This window comes from Vibrio sp. (genome assembly GCF_047973365.1).
GTDB lineage: Bacteria > Pseudomonadota > Gammaproteobacteria > Enterobacterales > Vibrionaceae > Vibrio.
The window spans coordinates 42,339-62,343 of record NZ_JBKEBW010000027.1 but is presented as its reverse complement, the minus strand read 5'-3'; the positions used below and the strand labels follow the sequence as shown (position 1 = coordinate 62,343).

The window sequence follows — 20,005 nt, the reverse complement described above, 5'->3', positions numbered from 1 at the left end:
TTACTGATTTATCGATAATAGCAAATCTATTTGATACGTCATCGTATCTCTTTGTTTATCGGCTTAGATTTAACTATCTTTTAATAATTTTTTGATATTCTCCTCATTATTGTGAGATGAGTGGACTTTTATCAAACCTTGGTTGATAGCATGCTTACAACATTTTCGCATGTTACTTGAAGCAAAACTGGCTGCTGGCGCATTATCAATCGCCTTTAAATGGACCCAATGCGAACAGTCTTCTTTCATGCTGAGATCACGAGCAGCATTGGTTGCCATTAATAAAATATCAAGCAGTTCTTTGTCGTTGATCGCCGTGTAGGCTCTCGGTAAAAATGGATAATCAGTTATGCCCATACGAATAATTCGATTCACTTTGCGCTCAGGTTGGAACTCGCGTATCCACTGTTGAATCTTTGCAAACATCTCTTCTGGAGGGCTGTCTCTGTCAGTGCTTGGCTCAATATAGAGTAAGTTTGAGTCTGAAAAATGATAGAGCCTTGCCGGGTCTTCAATCTTCGATTTTAAGTATTCACCAAACGCTCGTTCTGTTTCCAGACCTGCGGTGTAACCATATTGCAAATATATGTTACGTAGGAATGGTACATCGATCATGGCAAAACGTAGACGATCATTTAGCGGTTCGTGGATCAATTCACCCACATGCCAAAGTTCGAAATTCTGGCTACTTCTCTGTAATGATTTTGGTAGTTTCGCGTTGAGCATACGAAGGTTTCTCAGCCGAGATCGAGAGTGAGTAAATAAGTTGCTATTCAGTTCACCTATTTCTTCATACTGATTCTGAATCACGTAACTTCGACGTAGAACTAACAAAAACAGACCACCCGCGACAATAAACAGCGTAAAGGTCAATTTTTGCAATTTTGTGTATTGGCGTTTGGTTTCTTTAAGCTCTTTTTCTTGTCCAACTAAGTGCAGTGTCTGTTCGACGAACTCTTTTTGCTGACGGAAAGCGTCTTCACTGATTTGATTGAGCTTTTCCTGATGCAGTCTTTCTAATACATTGCTGTGTTTTATCGTCTCTAAGGCTCGTGAATATTGTCCAATTTGCTCGTAACCTTGTGACAGCAAACGGTAGGCTTGCTGCTCAATGTCTTGATCGGCGATCGACTGGCTGATTTCAAGTGCTCGTTGAGCATTTAATATCACCTGATCACTTTTACGCTGATAAAAAGCTAATCCAGCATTGAGCAGCGCGGCTTTACCTTTTAAGCGTGGTATGTCAGCGTACTGAAGAAGATCCTCTGCGCGTAGCAAATATTGTTCAGCAAGCGGATAGTTGTAGAGATGAATATAGGTAGCGGCGAGATTTAAACGAGTCTCTATGACGCTCTCGATATTGTTGTTGTTATTTTCATGATCGATAACGTTGAAATAATGGACCAAAGCTAGGTTGTACTTACCTAAATCATAATAGACATCAGCCATGCGTTTTAGCACCATTGCAAGTTTTGGTGACTTTTCGTAGTTATCGTAAAAATCAGCCGCTTGAGATAGGTGAACAAGCGCTTTATCCAATACTCTACGCTCATAAAACAGCTGGGCTAGTAATGTGTTGGTTCTGGCAAGCAAGGCGCTGGAATTTGATTCAATCGCCCCCCAATAAGCAACCAACAATTCGGAAAGAGCTAGATTATAACGCTCATGGTTTAAGTAATGACCGCCAATAATAATGTGATATTCAATTTTGGTCTTTTCAGATAGCAGCAACTCAAGATCGTCTTTCAGCTCAGCGAACAGTTTGTTTGCGAGCTCTATATCATTGGCTTTAGATGCTACTTCCGCGCGAAGCAGCTTGATTTTATAGCCGATACCTCTTGCCGGTAGTTCTTTGGTTCTGATGGATTCGTATTGTTGAGTCATGTCACGCAGCTTTTCCCGCGCGGTATTTACATCGTTGTTATCAAGCCAATGGAGGCGAATCTGCAGCAACTGAATTTCGAGTTGCAAATAAGGTAGGTTAAACTCTTGAGTGGTTTTGTAGGCGTCATCCAACAGACGGAAAGCTGCAATAGGGTAACCAAGATTAAATTCAGCTTGGGCGAGAATTTTCATCGCATCGACCGTACTAGTCGGGGTACGCAGGCGACTATCGGTTTCGTCTCTGGCTACGGTAGATGGAGTTTGCTCGGCTTTTACCGCCATCTTTCTTACGGTCAGGTATTCACTGGTAAGGTCTTTAGCTTGTTGTGGAGAAATTTCTATTAAGCTTTCAGCTTCATTAAGCGTCGGAGAAGAGTACGGCGCAGCTTGTGAAAACACTGAAAAAGAGAACAGAGCTAGAGAAAACCAAAGCTTCCAGCGAATAAATCCCATCCTGAGTTAAGTCCTTTTATTGACGAGCCATACGTTTATTGTCTTGTGGTGCAGCCTGCTCGGTTGAACGGTAAGGGTTGATATCTAATCCACCACGGCGCGTATAACGTGCAAAAACAGTTAATTTCTCTGGTTTGCAGAAACGTCTGATGTCGATAAAAATACGCTCAACGCATTGTTCATGAAATTCATTGTGCTCACGGAAAGAGACTATATAACGTAAAAGTGCTTCGCGGTTAATTTTTGGACCACGATATTCAATTTCTACACTTCCCCAGTCTGGTTGGTTGGTGATCAGACAGTTCGATTTCAAAAGATGACTATGAAGCGTTTCATCAACAATGGTCTCTTCGGTTGCACCTGCTAATAACGTTTGGTCGAAATCGTAGCTATCAATGCTGATTTCTTGGTCGTCAATGCAATTGCCTTTCATTGTGACAATGGGCTCGGCGGTATAGTCACTCAATTTTTTTACGTTTACCGCAACGGTTTCACCCGCACAGGCAGAAAGATCAGCAATCAGCCGTTGTTCCACTTGCTGCCAGTTTTCAAACTTCGTCTGGTTAAAACTGTTGAGATAAAGCTTGAACGACTTAGATTCAATTAAATTGGCGCTAGTCGCCGGTATAGCAACCTCCCCGATAGCCACTTGTGGTAGACCTTTGTGGTTCAACCATGATAACTCGTAGAGCGTCCAGATATCGCAGCCTTTAAATGGCAATTCACCGGTCAAATTTAGGTCGTTACGGTTTAGGCTGCGCGGCACCGGTTGCAACAGCGTTGGATCATATTGATGTGAGTAATCGGTTTTTTTACCTAAAGTCAGACCCGCTAACTCTTTGGCATCGGAATATTTGCTCATACTTAGTGTGTAATTCGATTAGAATAAGCAGAATTTTACGCAATACCGTAGCCTATGTCACCAAAGGGCTGCGAGTTAGCTCAATTGAATTGGAACATTGGAGATTTTCATGGCGCATTCTGTTGCAGAAGCCTTACATACTTTTAGCCAACGTTATTTAGATGCTTATCAAGCGGCGCACCAACATTTACCAGAAAATGAAGAGTTATTAGACTGGGTTTCGCCATGTGTCGAGCAAAAGCTTGCAGATCGTGTCTACTGGCAGCCTGTTATAAGGGAAGTTGCTGCTGATTTTACCAATGTTGAGAATGGAATTGAGATTACGTTGCACCAAGATATTCATGATTTTTACGGCTGCCAGTATAGCGCAGATATGGCAGCGAGCTGGAAAGGCAACGCACTTAATCTGTTACAAGTTTGGAGTGATGAAGATTACCAGCGATTACAGGAAAACATTCTCGGACATCTGGTCATGCAGCGTCGTTTAAAGCAGAAACCAACGGTATTTATTGCGACCACGAATGATGAAATGGAAGTGGTATCGATATGCAATCTCACCGGTAATGTCATTCTTGAAAAGCTAGGCACGGATAACCGTCAAGTGCTTAGTGAAGATGTGGCGAGTTTTCTTGCTCAGCTTGAGCCAGAGGTACAAGCATAGTGTACGTTGTTGAACTGGAATTTGAATGTTTTGATAACACCACCATCACCGCTGTTGATAAAGCAATCAACGGATTAATGGATGCATTACGCTATAACGGTCAGGTGCTGGGGCGTGAATTCCCCATCATTATGGGCGATGGCGAATTCTCTGTTCGGGCGGTTTGCCCGGAAAAAGATAGCCTGCATCCCAATAACCACTCCGATTTTGTCAAAGTTTGTTTTAATCGCCTGGCAGATGCATGTTTACTTGCGCCCAAGTTTCGTTTGCTTGGCCGAGATATCAATTCTGAACAAGCGGCAGAAGAAGAAACGCCAAGTTGGCAGGTTCTTTACACCACTTATGTGCATACCTGTTCTCCGTTACGCAGTGGTGAAACCTTGCTACCGATACCTCTTTATCGCAATGAAGCGACGTTTAACGGAGACCATAAGGCTGTGATTAAATGGCAGACAGAGTGGCAGGCGTGTGACGAGCTACAAATGGCGGGTGGCTGCAAAGCGGAACATGCAGCTTTGCAAGAGATTTGCGAAGTGGACAGTGACTTGTTCCGCCGTGGATGGGACTTAAGTCAACGTATTGAATACATTACTAAAATACCGACTTATTACTACCAATATCGTGTTGGCGGTAAAAGCTTAACGGATGAAAAAGCGCGCCTTTGCCCTAAGTGTGGTGGGGCGTGGCTATTGGATGAACCTTTGCATGATATCTTTTATTTCAAATGTGATCGCTGCCGAATAGTGTCTAATATTTCGTGGGATCATCTCAAATAGACATTTGCTATGGCTGAGTGGTTGATAACTTTGCTTAATTTAACAGGGCTGAATGAGTATCAGCCCTGTGACGATTAGCAATTACGCCGTAAACCCTTGCCCGATAGGACGGTGAGTAGTCACGCAATATTAGAAATATTGGCTTGGTCGTTACGAGCTTCGAAACTGAACGTACTTTGGTTGGTTCTGTGCGCTTCTTTTTTGGCGATATACATGTGTTGATCGGCTAAATGTAAGATCTCTTCGACATTGAGGTCGCAACGTGGATAGTATAAAGCGCCTCCTATACTCAAGCCGACATCGTATTTAACCCTGTTGGTAAAGTCCTCAATGAGGCGCTTAGCAACAATATTAGCAAAGTCGATCTTGGTGTTCGGCAGGATAACGGCAAATTCGTCGCCACCATAGCGTGCTGCTGTTTCTGTCTGCCTTAGCACATTATGGCAAGTGGTCGCAAAATCGAGCAAAATTTGGTCGCCGGCAATGTGTCCATGTTGATCGTTGACTTGTTTAAAGCGGTTAAGATCAATATAAAGCAACGTAAAATGTTGCTCTGAGCGATGGCTCAATGCCCAGGTTTTATTGAGTACTTCGTAGAACGCTCGTTGGTTATACAATTCCGTCAAAGGATCTTTCATAGACAGATCTTCGAGCTCTTTGGTTCTCTGCTCAATGATTTTTTCTAGATTATTGGCGTATTTTTCTAGTTTTCGGTTGCTGTTTTCAATCTGATTCTGCTTTGATGCGATATAAGTATCCATCACAAACAAATTGTCCAGATAGAGCAACTTTTGCAGCGCCGCTAGGGTGGGGGCAGGGCTCTCGCCTATCTGCTCAAAATGTGTATAAATTTCATTATTCAGCAGTGATTGCAGCAACTGCATACCAGACAGATAATGTTTGGGGCTGACACCGATCCTTTGGTGTATCTGACCGACCTGTAATCTCACTTCAACATACGGTTTATTATAATAACCACTAAACATCTCAGAGATGTAGTTTTTCATCGTGGTGTGTAATCCACGTAATGTGTTTCTATCGCCGATGATCAGTGCAATTTCTGGAACTTGGGTCTGACGACGATAATACTCATCCGCAATTTTAGGAATTAGCGGTGTGAGCCAAACCTCACATGCTTTTAGTAGCCGTTCATCTTCTCTCGTTATTTCTAACAGATCTTTACGATGCTCAATTTCTTGATCGGTAATGTGGAGTTGTTCTGCTAATGAGAGTGATAAGTCAAGCATAAATCGTAGTTCGCTTAGTACAGGTAACAGCGGCTAAGATTAACTAATTGCGGAATAAATAACCTTAATTAGGCCTTGAAAAGGACGCTTCCTACAAAACTTGTAGGAAGTACCTCTAAAGAGATGTTCCACCAATGCCCAATTTGATCATATTTGGTATTACGTAACAAAAAAGGCTCGAAATCGAGCCTTTTGATGTTCACTTTATCAGTAATTGCTGAATTACCAGCCTTTAACTGAGCCACCGTGGAAAATTTCTGAAGCGCCGTTTGCCACTTCATCTGTTTGGTAAGCTTTTAGGAAGTTTTGTACGTTTTCAGCGTTTACGTTGTCTTGACGAGCGACAAGCAGATTCACGTAAGGAGATTCTTTATTTTCTACGAAGATACCATCTTTCTCAGGAGTCAGGTTGATAGAGCTTGCGTAAGTTGTGTTAATAATAGAAAGCGTTACGTCATCAAGTGAACGTGGAAGTTGAGCTGCATCTAGTTCAACGATCTTGATGTTTCTAGGGTTTTCTACGATGTCACGAACCGTCGCTAGTAGACCTACGTCTTCACGTAGTTTTAGCAGACCTTGTTGTTCAAGTAGTAGTAGTGAACGACCTAGGTTTGTTGGATCGTTTGGCACAGCAATACGGTCGCCATCTTTGATTTCATCAACGGATTTTACTTGTTTAGAGTAACCTGCGATTGGGTAAACAAATGTGTTACCTACGATGGCTAGCTTGTAACCACGGTCAACAATTTGCTGATCTAAGTATGGTTTGTGTTGGAATGCGTTTGCATCAATTGAGCCGTCATCAAGTGCTGCGTTTGGTGTTACGTAATCAGTGAAAGTGACCAGTTCAACATCTAGGTTGTATTTTTCTTTAGCAATTTTCGCCGCGATTTCTGCTACTTGAGCTTCAGCTCCGGCAATAACACCGATTTTAACTTTGTTGTTATCCACTTCTTTTTCACCACAGCCAGCCAGTACAAGCGCAGATGCTGCAGCAGCAATGGTCAATAAACTTTTAAGATTGAATTTCATGGTAATCTCCTTGTTAGAAATTCTTATATCGTTTTTATCTGTGATCAACACGGCGTACGAATGCATCACCGATTGATTGAATGATTTGTACTAGAACAATAAGCATGACAACGGTTACTGCCATTATCACCACATCATAACGGTGGAAACCGTAACGAATCGCTACATCACCTAGGCCGCCACCACCGACAGTACCAGCCATCGCGGAATAGCTCACAAGAGTGACTAGCGTGATGGTTACTGAGTTAAGAATGGTTGGCATTGCTTCTGGTAGCAGCACCTTGCGGATAATTTGCATTGGTGTTGCGCCCATAGATTGTGCAGCTTCAACAAGACCCGTTGGAACTTCCAACAATGCACCTTCAATCAAGCGAGCAACAAAAGGAATAGCGCCGATGGTTAAAGGTACGATTGCTGCTGTTGTGCCGATGAACGTACCCACAAGTAATTTTGTCACTGGGATAATTGCGACCATCAACACAAGAAATGGTACTGAACGGCCAACATTGACGATTGCGCCAAGTATGCTGTTCAACTTAGTGTTTTCCAGCAAGCCACCTTTTTTAGTGGTGTGCAGAATAACGCCCAGTGGAATACCCAGTGCAAAACCAATAATGCCCGCAACCGCTACCATATATAATGTTTGCCAAGTTGCTGTTAACAGCAGGTCACTGTTTAGTGATAACCAACTTGCGATGGTATTAAAGGACATAACCAAGCACCTCTACTTTTACTTTATTGTCACGCAGGTATTGAATTGCCGCGTTGTCGTTTTCTTCATCACCGAAGATTTCCGCTACCATCATGCCGAATTTTACGCCGCCAGCGTAATCAAGATCTGAGCTTAGAATGCTGACATCAATATTGAATTTGCGTGATATCTGCGACATCAAAGGTGCGTCTACTGTCGCTCCGGTAAATTCCAATCGAACTAATGGGTAGCTCCCTTCAACTCGCGTTTGCTGTAAGCGTGCTTGATAATCATCAGGAATGGATAAATCCAGCGTTGAGCGAATGAACTGGTGCGCAAGTTCTGTTTTTGGATGAGCAAAAATTTCACCCACAGAACCTTTTTCTACTAATTCGCCATCGCCGATAATAGCCACTTGATGACAAATGCTTTTTACTACATCCATCTCGTGAGTAATCAACAAGATAGTGATATTTAACTTACGGTTAATTTCTTTCAAGAGCTCTAGAATTGACTGCGTAGTCGCAGGATCGAGAGCACTGGTCGCTTCGTCACACAGTAACACTTTGGGGTCCGATGCCAGAGCACGAGCTATCGCAACGCGTTGCTTTTGACCGCCACTGAGGTTTGATGGGTAAGTGTCACGTTTTTCTGCCAAACCAACCAATTGAAGAAGCTCTGACACTTTTTTATCAATATGGCTTGCGCTTTGACCGGCAAGTTCAAGTGGTAACGCAATGTTTTCAAACACAGTACGTGAAGAAAGCAGGTTAAAATGCTGGAATATCATACCGATGTTACGGCGTGCTTCGCTCAATTGTTTTGAGCTAAGCTTTGTAAGGTCAACACCATTAACAATAACACTGCCGTTAGTTGGACGTTCTAGCATGTTTACACAACGGATCAGTGTGCTTTTACCAGCGCCTGATGCGCCAATAACACCGAAGATTGTGCCTTGTTGGATGTTAAGGTTGATGTCTTTTAAGGCATTGATCTCTTTCGTGCCTTGATAGAACACCTTGTTGACGTGACTAATCTCAATCATTGAAAAACCTGCGCAGGGATAAATCTTGGTTGTTCGGTAACGAGTTACCTTGGTATTACTAAAACAGTAGCAACAACAGAATAAAATATTTAACTTATTCTAACTTGGTAGAGGATGCTATGGCTTAACGAACATCAAGTCAATAGATATTTTTACGTCTAGACGTCTAAATGGTCATTTAAGTGAGACGATAAAGTAATTAGATAGTGATGAAAGAAATAAAGCGTGCAATAATTCGTTGAGTTTGACTTTATAGAGATGAATATTTTGGCGAAACCGGCTGTGTTTTTAGACCGTGACGGCGTGATTAACGTGGATCATGGCTATGTAAGTGACGAACATGACTTTGAGTTCATCGAAGGTGTTTTTGAAGCAACCAAAAAACTGAAAGAGATGGGTTACTTATTGGTCGTGGTGACTAACCAAGCAGGAATAGCCAGAGGTTATTATAGCGAAGAGCGTTTTCTTTCATTAACACAGTGGATGGATTGGAATTTCGTTGATAACGGCGTTGAGCTTGATGGCATCTATTACTGCCCTCATCACCCTGAGCATGGTGAAGGCAAATATAAAGAAGATTGCGATTGCCGTAAGCCGAAGCCAGGTATGTTTATCTCTGCTCGAGATTTTCTAAAAATCGATATGGCGAATTCTGTCATGGTGGGTGATAAGGCTGAAGATATGATGGCTGCAGAAGCCGCAGGTGTGGGTACTAAAATTTTAGTGCGCACTGGTAAGCCCGTGACAGAAAAAGGTGAAAGTTTAGCGACCGTTGTACTGGACAGTTTGCGTGATGTGCCTAACTATTTAAAAGAGCGTAAATAATATCATGGCAAGTAATCGGTAGTAGAGACATTGCTGGGTTTGGTATTGGGAGGTCGCTTATGCGGCCTTTTTTATTACTAAAAGAGAGATTCATCATGTATAGAAACGATAACGTGGTTGCGTTTTGTTTGATGGCACTATCTTTGACTGCATTAACGGCGTGCTCAAGCTCCACCGAAGTCGATGGGCTTAAAGTTAAAGACAGTGATTTTCAACATTACGTGTGTGAAAATAATCAGCAGTTTGATGTGGCTTATGTGTCATCCGAAAATGCCGTGTTAAGAACATCTGAAAGTTACTATCGACTCGTCAGTATTCCGACAGGCTCTGGCTCAAAATACATACTGGATGATCATACCTCAGTTGTTGTTAATCCTGTTACCTTGTTCACGAAAGGCAATGACGCTAGGTTAGAAATCAAAGGTATTATCTATAAAACTTGCCGAATAGAGTGAAGTGAATATTTAGCTTTAGATGAAAAAAAAGCCAGCTCAGTGAGCTGGCTTTTGTGTATATGGTGGAGGGGGACGGATTCGAACCATCGAAGGCGGAGCCGGCAGATTTACAGTCTGCTCCCTTTGGCCACTCGGGAACCCCTCCAGGGGTTTTCTTGCTCTTTATGAACAAGCTTGACTGACGTTTTCCCAACGCATCAATCAAGTTTAACTCTCTTGAAAACTTATTGTTTCTTGAAAACCTATTGTTTCAAAAGAAAATATGGTGGAGGGGGACGGATTCGAACCATCGAAGGCGGAGCCGGCAGATTTACAGTCTGCTCCCTTTGGCCACTCGGGAACCCCTCCAGGGGTTTCTTGCTCTTTATGAACAAGCTTAATTGACGTTTTCCCAACGCATCAATCAAGTTTTACTCTCTTGAAAATTTATGGTTTCTTGAAAACCTATTGCTTCAAAAGAAAATATGGTGGAGGGGGACGGATTCGAACCATCGAAGGCGGAGCCGGCAGATTTACAGTCTGCTCCCTTTGGCCACTCGGGAACCCCTCCGGGGTTTTCTTGCTCTTTATGAACAAGCTTGACTGACGTTTTCCCAACGCATCAATCAAGTTTTACTCTCTTGAAAATTTATGGTTTCTTGAAAACCTATTGTTTCAAAAGAAAATATGGTGGAGGGGGACGGATTCGAACCATCGAAGGCGGAGCCGGCAGATTTACAGTCTGCTCCCTTTGGCCACTCGGGAACCCCTCCAGGGTTTTCTTGCTCTTTACGAACAAGCTTGACTGACGTTTTCCCAACACATCAATCAAGTGCGGAGCGCATATTATCAAACTCGGACTTGGTGTAAACCCTTTTTTTATCTTTTTGAATTGAATGCTGCCTTTTTGGGCAAAGATGGTCGTAATTGCTCATTTTCTTTTTGAAATAGTGGTTCAAAAAGGAGATAAAAATATCAAATTTACGTTCCTTTACGTTTCGCCCCTCTATAACTAGTTATAATAAAAGTTCTTTCTTATATGCTGATGTGGTTTATGAAAAACGTTTCGATTCTTTCTATCGCTCTTGCTGTTGCTCTATTTGCCAGTGAGGGTGTTGTCGCTGCAGGGTCTAAAGGCGCACCTGCAATCTCTGTTGTTACCGATTTAGTTCAGGTCCATCAGGTATCTCAATCTCTTTCTCTCGTTGGTAAGTTAGAAGCCGAACAATCAGTGATTATTTCTGCTGAAGTTTCTGGAAAAGTGGACAACATTGCGGTTAAAGCCAATCAAGAAGTAAAGAAAGATCAGCTATTAGTTCAATTGTCTGACGACAAAGCTCAAGCTTCTGTTTCTGAAGCAAAAGCTTACTTACGTGATGAAAAACGTAAGTTGGCTGAATATGAACGTCTGCTCAAAAGAAGTGCCATCACGCAAACGGAAATTGATGCACAAAAAACCAGTGTTGATATTGCGCAAGCACGTTTAGAAGCCGCAGAAGCAAATTGGAATGATCTGCATATAAAAGCTCCCTTCGCCGGTACCGTCGGGTTTATTGATTTCAGCCGCGGTAAAATTGTCAGCTCCAGTACTGAACTGATGACATTAGATAACCTTTCTTTAATGCAACTGGATTTACAGGTACCTGAACGATATTTATCCATGTTGTCTAAAGGAATGAACGTGGTTGCTACTACCCACGCGTGGCCAGATAAAATCTTTGAAGGCAAAGTTGTTGGTATTGATTCCCGAGTCAATGCCGAAACATTGAACTTACGTGTTCGAATTCATTTTTCAAATGCCGAGCGTTTATTGAAACCAGGGATGTTGGTTTCCGCTAACTTAGCCTTCCCGGTCACGGAAGCTCCGATCATTCCTGTTCAGGCGCTTGAGTATTCGGGCACAAAACGTTACGTCTATGTCATTGATCAAAAAAGCAAAGCGGTACGGACGGAAGTTTTCTTAGGTGCTCGTATCGATAACCAAGTGGTGATTGAAAAAGGTCTGAATATTGGCGATAAAGTGGTTGTTCAAGGCATTGTTAATATGCGTGACGGTGCCAATGTGACTGAAGTGACAGTAGATGGTCGTGCGTTGAACAAGGATGACAACTGATGTTGATCTCTGATATTTCAGTAAAGCGTCCAGTCGCTGCACTCGTTTTGAGTATGTTGTTGTGCGTATTTGGCTTTGTCTCCTTTAGCAAACTTGCCGTACGTGAAATGCCGGATATTGAAAACCCGGTAGTAACCATTACTACGACTTATCAAGGTGCCTCAGCCTCTATTATCGAAAACCAAATCACTTCAGTACTTGAATCTCAATTAACCGGGATTAGTGGTATTGATGAAATTACCTCTACGACACGTAATGGTGCTTCCAGAATTACAGTGACGTTCAAGTTAGGCTATGACCTAAACTCCGGCGTGAGCGATATTCGCGATGCTGTCGCCCGGGCTCAGCGTTCTTTACCTGATAGTGCAGATGATCCTCTGGTTTATAAGAACAATGGTTCCGGTCAGGCCTCCATGTACATTAACTTGAGTTCATCTACTATGGACCGTACTCAATTAACGGATTACATGGAGCGTGTACTGGTTGACCGCTTTAGCTTAATTTCCGGTGTCAGTTCTGTCGATGTCTCTGGTGGTTTATATAAAGTGATGTACGTGCGCCTAAAGCCTGAATTGATGGCTGGGCGTGGTGTGACCGCTTCAGATATTTCCTCGGCTTTAAACCGCGAAAACATTGAAAGCCCAGGGGGAGAAGTTCGTAACGACTCCATTGTGATGTCGGTGCGCACCGCTCGTACTTATCAAAAACCAGAAGATTTTCAGTACCTAGTTGTTAAACGTGCCAGTGGTACGCCTATTTATTTAAAAGATGTGGCGGATGTATTTCTAGGTTCAGAAAATGAAAACTCTACCTATAAAACGGATGGCGTGGTGAACGTCAGTATGGGGGTTGTGCCTCAGTCTGATGCCAACCCTCTTGAAGTGGCTGAACGGGTTCGAGAGCAGGTTGATAGTATTCAGAAGTTTCTTCCGGCAGACACTAAGCTCGTGATTAACTACGATTCAACCATTTTTATCGAACGTTCTATTGAAGAGGTTTATAGCACTCTATTTATTACTGGCGGTCTGGTGGTTTTGGTGCTTTATATCTTTATCGGACAGGCACGTGCTACGTTAATTCCTGCCATTACTGTACCAGTATCGTTGATCTCTTCTTTTATTGCGGCTTATTATTTTGGTTTCTCGATTAACCTGATCACTTTGATGGCATTGATCTTGTCGATTGGTCTGGTAGTTGATGATGCTATCGTGGTGGTGGAAAACATATTCCACCATATTGAACAGGGTGAGAAGCCGTTGCTAGCGGCATACAAAGGAACCCGTGAAGTCGGTTTTGCGGTTATCGCCACTACGCTGGTGTTGGTGATGGTATTCCTGCCTATCTCATTTATGGATGGTATGGTTGGCTTGTTATTTACTGAGTTTTCAGTACTGCTTGCTATGTCAGTGATTTTCTCATCATTGATAGCGTTAACGTTAACGCCAGTTTTGGGTAGCAAGATCCTTAAAGCCAATGTTAAGCCAAACGGCTTTAACCGTTTGGTGGATAAACTGTTTGGTAAGCTTGAATCTAGCTATCGTTTCTTACTTCGCTATGCTCTACGTTTTAAATGGTTGGCACCGCTCATTATTCTTGGCTGTATCGGTGGCAGTTATCAATTCATGCAGAATGTCCCTGCGCAGTTAACACCATCAGAAGATCGTGGTGTTGTCTTTGCGTTTGTACGCGCCCCAGATGCGACCAGCTATAACCGTATGTCAGCCAACATGGATTTAATCGAAGACCGGCTGAAGCCTCTTTTGGGGCAAGGTTTCCTTAAGTCTTTTAGTGTGCAAACACCCGCATTCGGTGGTAGTTCTGGTGACCAAACGGGTTTTGTTATTATGACGCTTGATGACTGGAATGAGCGTAGCATTACCGCACAAAATGCGTTAGCTGAAATTAGAAAGGCACTGGCTGGTATTCCAGATGTTCGTGTAATTCCGTTTATGCCCGGTTTCCGCGGTGGTTCAAATGAACCGGTTCAGTTTGTGCTTGGTGGATCTGACTATACAGAATTAAAAGAGTGGGCTGAAAAGCTTGAAGCTGAGGCTGAAAGTTCACCTTACATGACCGGAGTCGACATCAATTATTCAGAAAGAACGCCTGAATTGATGGTAACTGTTGATCGTGAAAGAGCCTCTGAGTTGGATATCAGCGTGCAAGATATTTCCAATACTCTTGAGGTGATGTTAGGTGGCAAGAGCGTCACGAGTTTTGTTGAACGCGGCGAAGAATATGATGTTTATCTGCGTGGTGATGAGAACAGCTTTAATAACGTAACCGATTTAAGTCAGATTTATATGCGCACTGGTAATGGCGATTTAGTGACGCTAGATACCATTACCAAGATTGAAGAAGTGGCATCCGCACCTCGTCTGGCTCACTACAATAAGCAAAAATCGATTACGATTACGGCTAACTTAGCTGATGAGGTGACGTTAGGTCAGGCTTTGGATTTTCTGGATCAGAAAGCATTAGAGATGTTACCCAGTGATATCTCTGTCAGCTATTCCGGTGAATCTAAAGACTTTAAAGAAAACCAATCGAGTGTCGCGGTTGTGTTTGCTTTAGCTTTGTTAGTGGCGTATCTGGTTCTTGCCGCTCAGTTTGAAAGCTTTATCAACCCTATGGTGATTATGTTCACCGTACCAATGGGGGTATTTGGTGGCTTCCTCGGTTTGTTTGTTATGGGGCAGGGGATGAACGTGTATAGCCAAATCGGAATGGTTATGCTGATCGGTATGGTGACTAAAAACGGTATTTTAATCGTTGAGTTTGCTAACCAGTTACGTGACCGTGGCGTAGAGTTTGAAAAAGCGATTGTTGATGCATCAGCTCGCCGCCTTCGCCCAATCTTGATGACAGCCTTTACCACGCTGGCAGGTTCAATCCCACTGATTGTTTCTACCGGAGCGGGCTATGAGAGCCGGGTTGCGGTTGGTACCGTAATTTTCTTCGGAATGGCTTTTGCGACGGTGGTGACTCTGTTGGTTATTCCGGCAATGTATCGTTTAATCTCCGCCAACACACAAGCGCCAGGGCACGTTGAGGCTGAGCTCAACAAAGAGTTGGAGCACGATAGCAAAGGTCGAACAACACACTAGCGATTTCTCAACTTTAAGCATTAAGAAGCCCGCTAACTTAGCGGGCTTCTTATCATACCATTCTGGAAAACTTTCTGATCAGTGAATGGGTGTCGATAAGCAAACCCTCCGAGCCATGGATGGCTCGGCGGAGCCCCATGGAAGGACGCTCTTATAAAAAATAAGGGCGTGTTTGTGTTCGACGCTCATTCACTGTTCCACCGATGTTCAATCTGATCATATTTTTACCTAGGAATATATCAGATATATTTGACCGAATAGCGAGAGGGTTTGTGGTTCATAGCCAGCACGATATTCAGGATCACCGCACCTGCAATCGATAACATGATCACAGATGGCGTGAGATAAAACAACGAGGCGAAAACAATGATACAGTCTAACACCAACTGTGTTTTGCCGACTGAGATGGCAAATTTGTCCTGAATAAACAGACATAGCACATTGAAACCACCCAAGCTTGAACGATGGCGAAACAGAATCAACATACCTAAACCGGTTAGCAAGCCGCCAGCCAAAGCGCAATAGGCAGCGTCAATATGCTCAATCGCAATGAAGTTCGATAAGTGATCGGTAAATACAGAGACCAGACCACAAGATATGGCTGTGTTTAGCGAAAACTTAACCCCAAAGCGTTTCCAGGCGAGGAGGTAGAAGGGCATGTTAACAAAGAAATAAAGCGTGCCGAAACTCCAAGGGAAAATATGCGTCAGGAGCAGTGCCAGACCCGCTGTGCCGCCAGTGATAAGATTTGCTGCTTTGAGAAAAAATAAGCCTTGAGACACGATAAATGTGCCAGTAAAGATCGCTATCCAGTCTTCCTTCCGTGAATGTGTTTCCATTTAAATGTAATTAATTAGTGAACAATAAGTAGATACTAATGAAAACCCGATCTTTTCGGTAGCGAGCGAACGGAAATTAGGGTAAACCTATGTAATCCCAAATTTACACTATGTAAAGAAAATGTAGACACTCATCATTGATGCTTTGAAGATGAGCGGTATTGTTAATCAATATGAAAAAACTGCATGATAAATTCTGCAATTTGGGCTTTATGATATAAATCAAATTATGTAGAATGCGCGCCATATTACGGTGACGAAAACGTTTGCTTTTAGTCGTTGTGTGGTTTTTTGCTACTTTCAGTCAAATCTGAGTCAGGAGATACAGATGCTTAAGCGTGATATGAACATCGCTGATTATGATCCGGAGCTATACGCTGCCATTCAGGAAGAAACTCTTCGCCAAGAAGAGCACATCGAACTTATTGCTTCAGAAAACTACACCAGTCCGCGTGTAATGGAAGCTCAAGGTTCTCAGCTAACAAACAAATACGCTGAAGGCTACCCAGGTAAGCGTTACTACGGCGGTTGTGAGTACGTGGATAAAGCGGAAGCTCTGGCAATCGATCGCGCATGTCAACTATTTGGTTGTGACTATGCGAACGTTCAGCCTCACTCTGGCTCACAAGCAAACAGCGCAGTGTACATGGCGCTTCTAAACCCAGGTGATACGGTTCTAGGCATGAGTTTGGCTCACGGTGGTCACTTAACTCACGGCTCACCAGTTAACTTCTCTGGTAAACACTACAACGTGATTCCTTACGGTATCGACGAAGCCGGTCAAATCAACTACGACGAGATGGAAGCGCTTGCTCTAGAGCACAAACCTAAGATGATCATCGGTGGTTTCTCCGCTTACTCGCAAATTGTTGATTGGAAACGTATGCGTGAAATCGCGGACAAAGTCGATGCTTACTTGTTTGTTGATATGGCACACGTTGCTGGCCTAGTTGCTGCTGGTGTATACCCAACACCAATTCCACACGCTCACGTTGTAACGACGACCACTCACAAAACGCTCGCTGGCCCACGTGGTGGTTTGATTCTTTCAAACGCTGGCGAAGAGATGTACAAGAAGCTGAACTCAGCAGTATTCCCTGGCGGTCAAGGTGGTCCTCTAATGCATGTTATCGCTGGTAAAGCGGTAGCGTTCAAAGAAGCGATGGAACCTGAATTCAAAGCGTACCAACAACGCGTTGTTAAGAATGCGAAAGCTATGGTGGCTCAATTCCAGGAACGTGGTTACAAAATCGTCTCTAACGGTACTGAAAACCACCTGTTCCTTGTTGATCTCATCGACAAAGACATCACTGGTAAAGAAGCTGATGCAGCACTAGGTGCAGCAAACATTACGGTTAACAAAAACTCAGTGCCAAACGATCCTCGTAGCCCATTTGTCACTTCAGGTATCCGTGTTGGTACACCAGCAATCACTCGCCGTGGCTTCAATGAGGAAGATGCGAAAGCACTAGCTAACTGGATGTGTGATGTTCTAGACAACATCAACGACGAAGCGGTTATCGAAGCAACAAAACAAAAAGTGCTTGATATTTGTAAGCGTCTACCTGTTTACGCTTAATCGCTTAAACATATGGAAAAGGCCTGCAATGCAGGCCTTTTGTACATCTTTATCTCGTTCCCATGCGTGGGAATGCGTATTTAACTCAAAGAAAATCCACTTTGCTGTTTATTTAGCTCCGATATGCATCCCCACGGAGGACCGTGGGGACGAGTCGATAATTGAGTTAGTCGTAGAGGTTATTTTGCCATACTGATCAAAGTGCCGGATTTACATTTGAACATGTAGTATTTGTTACTTTCGGTAAACTTGCCTAAGCCTTCACCGTCGCAGTATTCGATATTAATCTCACGCATTATTTCTAGCGTGTCTTCACTTGCCAATGCGAATTTAGAACCGTCTGAACAAACAATGCGAACTTTGCCATCGTCGCTGACAGAGTAAATATCGACTTCTGTATTACACAGTTCAAAAGAAGCTTCACGGTAGTTGTCTGTTTGTGTGTTGGAAGAACAACCGACGGTAATGGCTGCTGTGGTCAGCGCTAAAGCGAGCATGGTTAAATTTTTCATTATCATTGTCCTTCGAGATTTTAAGGGTCAGTGGTAAGCCTATAAAACTATTTGCATCTATTCAATCATAGACACAAAAAAGGCGACATATCCGAAGACATATCGCCTTTTCATTGATTTAGTTGTTCAAGTATTGATTACTTTACTTCTAAACCTTGCGCTTGCATGTCTGCGTGGTAAGAAGAACGCACAAACGGACCACATGCTGTATGGGTGAATCCAAGTTCTAGCGCAACGTCTTTTAGTTCATCAAACTCTGCTGGTGGAACGTAGCGCTCTACTGGCAAGTGGTGACGGCTTGGTGCTAGGTATTGACCGAGAGTTAGCATAGTGACACCGTGAGCACGAAGATCTTTCATCACTTCGATGATCTCTTCTTTTGTCTCACCAAGACCCATCATCAATCCTGATTTTGTTGGAATCTCTGGATGCTGCTGTTTGAATTTTTGTAGCAGTTGTAGAGACCAGTTGTAATTCGCACCCGGACGCGCTTTACGGTATAGGCGAGGCGCCGTTTCCAGGTTGTGGTTAAATACATCTGGCGGGTTATCTTTCAGCAGATCCAGAGCTACATCCATACGACCACGGAAGTCCGGAACTAAGGTCTCAATACGAATGTTCGGGTTGAGTGCACGGATTTCACGGTTACAGTCAGCAAAATGTTGTGCACCACCATCACGAAGATCATCACGGTCTACAGAGGTAATAACCACATACTTCAGCTTCATATCACTGATAGTTTTCGCTAGCTTTTTCGGCTCATCGGTTTCAGGAGCAACAGGGCGACCATGGGCAACATCACAGAATGGGCAACGACGTGTACAGATAGCGCCAAGAATCATAAAGGTGGCAGTACCGTGGTTGAAGCACTCCGCCAAGTTAGGGCAAGACGCTTCTTCACAAACCGAGTGCAGGTTGTTCTTACGCATCGCTGACTTAATGTCCTGGATACGTTGGCTGTCTGCTGGCAGCTTGATTTTCATCCACTCTGGTTTACGTAATATTTCTTTTTGTTCTGTTGGCATGTTCTTTACAGGAATCAGTGCCATTTTATCTGCGTCGCGGTATTTGACGCCTTTTTCCATTTGGATGGGTTTGCTCATACTTTATTACCGATTGAGGGTGCTTCAGTGCTGAATTCGACATGCTCGTAGCCAAAAAGCGGTACGAGTTCTTGGATTAATTGTTGCTCTACTAGGTGGATATTTGATGGCCCGCCTAAGTCGCTCACTTGTATCATCTCCATTCCTTGGTAACCACATGGGTTAATACGCAAGAAGGGGGAAAGATCCATATTGACATTCAATGCTAGCCCATGAAATGAGCAGCCTTTACGGATACGAAGACCAAGTGAACAGATTTTTCTTCCGTCAACGTAGACACCCGGAGCATCTGGACGAGCTGCGGAGGAAATATCGTAAGCTTTTAGAGTGCTGATAACCAGATTCTCAATATCCGTGACCAAATCTCTAACACCTAATTTTTTGCGTCTTAGGTTAATTAAAAAATACACTACCAACTGCCCAGGGCCATGATAAGTCACCTGACCGCCACGATCGCTTTGCACAACCGGAATATCACCAGTGTTAAGCAAGTGCTCAGCTTTGCCTGCCTGGCCTTGTGTAAACACAGGGTTGTGCTCAACAAGCCATACTTCGTCGCGAGTTTCTTCATTACGCTGATCGGTAAATTCATGCATAGCCTGCCAAACAGGATGGTAATCTTGACGACCCCATCGTCTGACAACCAGCTGGTTATCTAGTGTCATATTCCGTCAGTGATTGTTAAAAAGTTTGGGCGATTATAAACGTCTTGAGAGCGATGAACTACATATAAGGGTGAGTTTTTTGTCCATGAAATTAGTAGTGATTATTTAACATAATGATAAATATAAAAAAAGCAGCTAAATGCTGCTTTCAAAAAAAATTTAATTAATGTTAAATTT

General features: G+C 43.2%; 17 protein-coding genes and 4 tRNA genes. 7 read left to right on the top strand and 14 right to left on the bottom strand.

The features are described from left to right. Window positions 1-69 precede the first annotated feature (69 nt). Complete coding sequence (locus ACK5MF_RS04785) at window positions 70-2,337, bottom strand: tetratricopeptide repeat protein (protein ID WP_416919873.1); 2,268 nt, start codon at window positions 2,335-2,337, stop codon at window positions 70-72. A gap of 16 nt (window positions 2,338-2,353) precedes the next feature. Continuing rightward, window positions 2,354-3,199, bottom strand: coding sequence for an NADPH-dependent 7-cyano-7-deazaguanine reductase QueF (gene queF, locus ACK5MF_RS04780; protein WP_416919871.1), 846 nt, complete (start codon window positions 3,197-3,199; stop codon window positions 2,354-2,356). A 109-nt stretch (window positions 3,200-3,308) separates the two neighbouring features. Here queF and syd point away from each other — a divergent pair, with 109 nt between their 5' ends. Both syd and ACK5MF_RS04770 read left to right on the top strand, forming a co-directional pair. Then, a complete protein-coding gene (syd, locus tag ACK5MF_RS04775; protein WP_416919869.1) occupies window positions 3,309-3,860 on the top strand; it encodes a SecY-interacting protein in 552 nt (183 codons plus the stop codon). Next, window positions 3,860-4,636 carry a Zn-ribbon-containing protein gene (locus ACK5MF_RS04770; RefSeq protein ID WP_416919867.1) on the top strand — a complete coding sequence of 259 codons (777 nt, stop codon included), beginning with the start codon at window positions 3,860-3,862 and terminating at the stop codon, window positions 4,634-4,636. Before syd ends, ACK5MF_RS04770 begins: the two co-directional genes overlap by 1 nt. A 119-nt stretch (window positions 4,637-4,755) precedes the next feature. Here ACK5MF_RS04770 and ACK5MF_RS04765 read toward each other — a convergent pair whose 3' ends face one another. The 4 genes from ACK5MF_RS04765 to metN all read right to left on the bottom strand — a co-directional run bounded on the left by ACK5MF_RS04765 (window position 4,756) and on the right by metN (window position 8,651). After that, window positions 4,756-5,883: a GGDEF domain-containing protein gene (locus tag ACK5MF_RS04765; RefSeq protein WP_416919865.1), complete on the bottom strand. Its 1,128-nt coding sequence runs from the start codon at window positions 5,881-5,883 to the stop codon at window positions 4,756-4,758. A 222-nt stretch (window positions 5,884-6,105) separates the two neighbouring features. Next, window positions 6,106-6,915 carry a MetQ/NlpA family lipoprotein gene (locus ACK5MF_RS04760; protein ID WP_416919863.1) on the bottom strand — a complete coding sequence of 270 codons (810 nt, stop codon included), beginning with the start codon at window positions 6,913-6,915 and terminating at the stop codon, window positions 6,106-6,108. 34 nt (window positions 6,916-6,949) lie between these two features. Beyond that, window positions 6,950-7,627, bottom strand: coding sequence for a methionine ABC transporter permease (locus ACK5MF_RS04755; protein ID WP_416919861.1), 678 nt, complete (start codon window positions 7,625-7,627; stop codon window positions 6,950-6,952). Further along, window positions 7,617-8,651 carry a methionine ABC transporter ATP-binding protein MetN gene (gene metN / locus ACK5MF_RS04750; RefSeq protein ID WP_416919859.1) on the bottom strand — a complete coding sequence of 345 codons (1,035 nt, stop codon included), beginning with the start codon at window positions 8,649-8,651 and terminating at the stop codon, window positions 7,617-7,619. Before metN ends, ACK5MF_RS04755 begins: the two co-directional genes overlap by 11 nt. A 258-nt stretch (window positions 8,652-8,909) precedes the next feature. Between metN and gmhB the strand changes: the two genes are divergently transcribed. Further along, on the top strand, window positions 8,910-9,476 hold the full coding sequence (gene gmhB / locus ACK5MF_RS04745) for a D-glycero-beta-D-manno-heptose 1,7-bisphosphate 7-phosphatase (protein ID WP_416919856.1): 567 nt from the start codon (window positions 8,910-8,912) through the stop codon (window positions 9,474-9,476). A gap of 95 nt (window positions 9,477-9,571) precedes the next feature. After that, complete coding sequence (locus tag ACK5MF_RS04740) at window positions 9,572-9,931, top strand: MliC family protein (RefSeq protein WP_416919854.1); 360 nt, start codon at window positions 9,572-9,574, stop codon at window positions 9,929-9,931. A 60-nt stretch (window positions 9,932-9,991) separates the two neighbouring features. Here the strand turns inward: ACK5MF_RS04740 and ACK5MF_RS04735 are convergent. The 4 genes from ACK5MF_RS04735 to ACK5MF_RS04720 form a co-directional block, all read right to left on the bottom strand. Continuing rightward, window positions 9,992-10,076 (bottom strand) — tRNA-Tyr (locus tag ACK5MF_RS04735). 118 nt (window positions 10,077-10,194) lie between these two features. Continuing rightward, a tRNA-Tyr gene (locus ACK5MF_RS04730) sits at window positions 10,195-10,279 on the bottom strand. Window positions 10,280-10,396: 117 nt separating this feature from the next. Continuing rightward, window positions 10,397-10,481, bottom strand: a tRNA-Tyr gene (locus tag ACK5MF_RS04725). A 117-nt stretch (window positions 10,482-10,598) separates the two neighbouring features. Next, window positions 10,599-10,683 (bottom strand) — tRNA-Tyr (locus ACK5MF_RS04720). Between the two features lie 281 nt (window positions 10,684-10,964). Here ACK5MF_RS04720 and ACK5MF_RS04715 point away from each other — a divergent pair. Beyond that, window positions 10,965-12,023: an efflux RND transporter periplasmic adaptor subunit gene (locus ACK5MF_RS04715; RefSeq protein WP_416919853.1), complete on the top strand. Its 1,059-nt coding sequence runs from the start codon at window positions 10,965-10,967 to the stop codon at window positions 12,021-12,023. Then, the gene (gene vexH, locus ACK5MF_RS04710; protein ID WP_416919851.1) at window positions 12,023-15,130 is read left to right on the top strand and encodes a vibriobactin export RND transporter permease subunit VexH; all 3,108 of its coding nucleotides are present in this window, start codon (window positions 12,023-12,025) and stop codon (window positions 15,128-15,130) included. The genes ACK5MF_RS04715 and vexH overlap by 1 nt, the downstream gene beginning before the upstream one ends. A gap of 239 nt (window positions 15,131-15,369) precedes the next feature. Here vexH and ACK5MF_RS04705 read toward each other — a convergent pair whose 3' ends face one another. Then, complete coding sequence (locus tag ACK5MF_RS04705; protein ID WP_416919849.1) at window positions 15,370-15,969, bottom strand: YitT family protein; 600 nt, start codon at window positions 15,967-15,969, stop codon at window positions 15,370-15,372. Between the two features lie 328 nt (window positions 15,970-16,297). On the opposite strand from ACK5MF_RS04705, the gene glyA reads away from it, so the two are divergent. Continuing rightward, window positions 16,298-17,548 (top strand): serine hydroxymethyltransferase, encoded by a 1,251-nt coding sequence (glyA, locus tag ACK5MF_RS04700; RefSeq protein WP_416919847.1) that lies wholly within the window; start codon window positions 16,298-16,300, stop codon window positions 17,546-17,548. 179 nt (window positions 17,549-17,727) lie between these two features. On the opposite strand, the gene ACK5MF_RS04695 is transcribed toward glyA, so the two are convergent. The 3 genes from ACK5MF_RS04695 to lipB all read right to left on the bottom strand — a co-directional run bounded on the left by ACK5MF_RS04695 (window position 17,728) and on the right by lipB (window position 19,828). Further along, on the bottom strand, window positions 17,728-18,060 hold the full coding sequence (locus ACK5MF_RS04695; RefSeq protein ID WP_416919845.1) for a hypothetical protein: 333 nt from the start codon (window positions 18,058-18,060) through the stop codon (window positions 17,728-17,730). A 137-nt stretch (window positions 18,061-18,197) separates the two neighbouring features. After that, complete coding sequence (gene lipA, locus ACK5MF_RS04690) at window positions 18,198-19,163, bottom strand: lipoyl synthase (RefSeq protein ID WP_416919843.1); 966 nt, start codon at window positions 19,161-19,163, stop codon at window positions 18,198-18,200. Beyond that, window positions 19,160-19,828, bottom strand: a complete 669-nt coding sequence (lipB, locus tag ACK5MF_RS04685; protein ID WP_416919841.1) for a lipoyl(octanoyl) transferase LipB — start codon at window positions 19,826-19,828, stop codon at window positions 19,160-19,162. The genes lipA and lipB overlap by 4 nt, the downstream gene beginning before the upstream one ends. Window positions 19,829-20,005: the final 177 nt, after the last annotated feature.

Bases quoted from the DNA above. Each gene is read 5' to 3' on its own strand.
- ACK5MF_RS04785 (WP_416919873.1), bottom strand. From the start codon at position 2,337: ATGGGATTTATTCGCTGGAAGCTTTGGTTTTCTCTAGCTCTGTTCTCT.
- queF (WP_416919871.1), bottom strand. From the start codon at position 3,199: ATGAGCAAATATTCCGATGCCAAAGAGTTAGCGGGTCTGACTTTAGGT.
- syd (WP_416919869.1), top strand. From the start codon at position 3,309: ATGGCGCATTCTGTTGCAGAAGCCTTACATACTTTTAGCCAACGTTAT.
- ACK5MF_RS04765 (WP_416919865.1), bottom strand. From the start codon at position 5,883: ATGCTTGACTTATCACTCTCATTAGCAGAACAACTCCACATTACCGAT.
- ACK5MF_RS04760 (WP_416919863.1), bottom strand. From the start codon at position 6,915: ATGAAATTCAATCTTAAAAGTTTATTGACCATTGCTGCTGCAGCATCT.
- ACK5MF_RS04755 (WP_416919861.1), bottom strand. From the start codon at position 7,627: ATGTCCTTTAATACCATCGCAAGTTGGTTATCACTAAACAGTGACCTG.
- metN (WP_416919859.1), bottom strand. From the start codon at position 8,651: ATGATTGAGATTAGTCACGTCAACAAGGTGTTCTATCAAGGCACGAAA.
- gmhB (WP_416919856.1), top strand. From the start codon at position 8,910: ATGAATATTTTGGCGAAACCGGCTGTGTTTTTAGACCGTGACGGCGTG.
- ACK5MF_RS04740 (WP_416919854.1), top strand. From the start codon at position 9,572: ATGTATAGAAACGATAACGTGGTTGCGTTTTGTTTGATGGCACTATCT.
- ACK5MF_RS04715 (WP_416919853.1), top strand. From the start codon at position 10,965: ATGAAAAACGTTTCGATTCTTTCTATCGCTCTTGCTGTTGCTCTATTT.
- vexH (WP_416919851.1), top strand. From the start codon at position 12,023: ATGTTGATCTCTGATATTTCAGTAAAGCGTCCAGTCGCTGCACTCGTT.
- ACK5MF_RS04705 (WP_416919849.1), bottom strand. From the start codon at position 15,969: ATGGAAACACATTCACGGAAGGAAGACTGGATAGCGATCTTTACTGGC.
- glyA (WP_416919847.1), top strand. From the start codon at position 16,298: ATGCTTAAGCGTGATATGAACATCGCTGATTATGATCCGGAGCTATAC.
- ACK5MF_RS04695 (WP_416919845.1), bottom strand. From the start codon at position 18,060: ATGAAAAATTTAACCATGCTCGCTTTAGCGCTGACCACAGCAGCCATT.
- lipA (WP_416919843.1), bottom strand. From the start codon at position 19,163: ATGAGCAAACCCATCCAAATGGAAAAAGGCGTCAAATACCGCGACGCA.
- lipB (WP_416919841.1), bottom strand. From the start codon at position 19,828: ATGACACTAGATAACCAGCTGGTTGTCAGACGATGGGGTCGTCAAGAT.